The 2,407-nt window shown below is 55.1% G+C and carries 3 protein-coding genes; 2 read left to right on the top strand and 1 reads right to left on the bottom strand.

Translation table 11 applies throughout. The features are described 5' to 3' along the window. A partial coding sequence (locus AC04MI_RS24645; RefSeq protein WP_476498980.1) for a type I restriction-modification system subunit M occupies positions 1–995 on the bottom strand: 995 nt, incomplete at its 3' end. Positions 996–1,541: 546 nt separating this feature from the next. On the opposite strand from AC04MI_RS24645, the gene AC04MI_RS24640 reads away from it, so the two are divergent. Continuing rightward, positions 1,542–1,922 carry a hypothetical protein gene (locus AC04MI_RS24640; RefSeq protein ID WP_476498979.1) on the top strand — a complete coding sequence of 127 codons (381 nt, stop codon included), beginning with the start codon at positions 1,542–1,544 and terminating at the stop codon, positions 1,920–1,922. Positions 1,923–2,033: 111 nt separating this feature from the next. Further along, positions 2,034–2,407 (top strand): hypothetical protein (locus tag AC04MI_RS24635; protein WP_476498978.1); only part of this gene is annotated, 374 nt, incomplete at its 3' end.

The following is a 2,407-nucleotide window of genomic DNA, read 5'->3' as shown; positions in this document are numbered from 1 at the left end:
TTGCTCAGCAGGTGCAGCAAGAACAGCATGGAGCCATCCGACACGCGGGGCAGGCCCGGGCCGAAGCGACCGTTGTAACCCTGCTGCTCGTGCTCTTTGCGCACTTCTTTTTCGACCTTCTTCCATTCCACGCCAAAGGGTGGGTTGGAGAGCATGTAGTCGAACTTCTTATGCCCATGRCCGTCGTCACTGAGGGTGTTGCCAAAAGCGATGTTGGCCACGTCCTGGCCCTTGATCAGCATGTCGGCCTTGCAGATGGCGTAGGACTCAGGGTTGAGCTCCTGGCCAAACACCGTCAGGCGTGCCTGCGGGTTGTGCTCGGCCAGGTATTCGCCCGCCACGCTGARCATGCCGCCGGTGCCCGCTGTGGGGTCGTAGATGGTGCGCACTACGCCGGGCTTGCTCAGGATGTCATCGTCCTCGATGAAGATCAGGTTGACCATGAGTCGGATGACTTCGCGCGGGGTGAAATGCTCCCCGGCGGTCTCGTTGCTGATTTCAGCGAACTTGCGGATCAGCTCCTCGAACACCAGGCCCATCTGCATGTTGCTGACCACCTCGGGGTGCAGGTCAATCTGGGAGAACTTTTCGGCCACCTGGTAGAGCAGGCCCGACTTGGCCAGGCGCTCAACCTGGGTGTGGAATTCAAAGCGCTCGAACACATCGCGCACGGCGGGCGAGAACGCCTGCACGTAGCTGAACAGGTTTTGCGCAATGTGATCCGGATCACCCAACAGTTTCTGCAGATCTAGGGGCGAGGTGTTGAAGAAGCTCTGCCCCGCCTTGCGCAAGAGGAAGGGCTCTGGATTGATGCCCAGCTTTTCCTTGTCTGCCAGTTCCACCAGCACCGCGGACTTGGTGGCCTCCAACACGCAGTCAAGACGGCGCAACACCGTGAAGGGGAGGATGACCTTGCCGTAGTCAGATTGTTTGTAGTCGCCGCGCAGAAGATCGGCGACAGACCAGATGAAAGCGGACAGGGTTTGTTGGTTCATGCGAGAGCGATGCTGACAATTTTTTACCTGGGCAGTATGCCAGCACATCTCATTGGAAAGTCTCAGCACGCCTACCCGGCTAAGCGACAGCCGATATGCCCTTCCATTCAATTTCTCAATTTAATTACCCGCCATTAAGTCATTACTTACTTATTATCCATCGAAGGGAATAGCATATCACCGCATTGAAACCACCACATCAGGACATTCAGCGATTACAGCCTCCATATCTGTGCTAAAAATATCGCATCCAGACTCAATCAAAGCAATCAAATGCAATATGAGTTTTGTGGCGGTGCTCCATCTCTGCACGATAGGCGCGCAGTGTTCCCATCCAAGAAAAAGACAGAAAAGCCCATTATTATGACTTGCGAATACTGTCCAGATTGCGGTGCAATAGCATTATTAGGATTCGGCGAACCCGATGTTGCTAGCAGCATCGAGCAAACGCGCACCAAAAAATCAAAAACCCAGTAAATCCAATTGGTGAGCGCTCTAATAAATGCAGTCGGTCACATGTTGCAGACCGTAATTCTGGAGATTTGAATGAAAGACAAAACCACCCAGCAGTGGCTGGCAGATCAACAAACGTTGGCCGGTGTTACAGACGAGGAGCTGGCCAGCGTGCTTGGCTATGAATCGCCCAAGGTGATTCAGATGTTTAAGTCGGGTGGCATGAAGGTGCCGATTAACAAGGTGCCGGCGTTGGCCGGCGCGCTCGACCTCCACCCCGGCTTGCTAATGCGCCGTGTGCTTAACGATGTGAGCCCTGAATTGCTGCAGGCCATTGAACATTGCCTGGGCGCCCTCTGCCTCAGCGAAGGCGAGCAGAAACTTATCGCAGCGATCCGCAAGGCGAATCCCAGCAAGGAGCCCGTCCCAATCATGTTTGATCGGGACGCAATCATTACTTTGATCGTTGCATGAGGTATGGCTACGACAGGCCATCACCGCTACAAGAGCACGCACAGCAACTCAACAGTTCCACGCTCCGGAGGCATCGATGAATTGGGCGACACCCAGCCCCCAGATCTGCCCGTGGCTTCGCCCCTGGTGCAGCAGGAGCGCGAAATGATGGTGACAACGACCATCAGTGACGAAGTCAAATGGGAAGTGACAACCTGGCGGGAAACCAAAGAAAAGCAGTTGATGGCCACAGCCCCGATTCGGCCTGAGGAGATCATTTTGACGGAGCGGCCCTTGGTTTTCGTCCTCGAAGGCGAGCACCCCAGTGGACACAGCTGGGCTCTAGTAGACAAAATCATGCGTAGTGCGTCGCTGACGGATGCGTACTACTCATGGCGTCTGAAAGCGACGAAGGCAGTGTATGACGCTGCCGATACCAAGGTCGAGAAAGAGCTTGCCCGTAAGCATCGGCGCCCCCGTGAAATGGTTCGCACGCTGTATTACAG

The organism is Acidovorax sp. LjRoot204 (assembly GCF_056175785.1).
This window is presented reverse-complemented; position numbering and strand designations above follow the sequence as displayed.

What these genes read in the sequence shown, in the direction of transcription:
- AC04MI_RS24640 (WP_476498979.1), top strand. Translation starts at nt 1,542, where the DNA reads ATGAAAGACAAAACCACCCAGCAGTGGCTGGCAGATCAACAAACGTTG.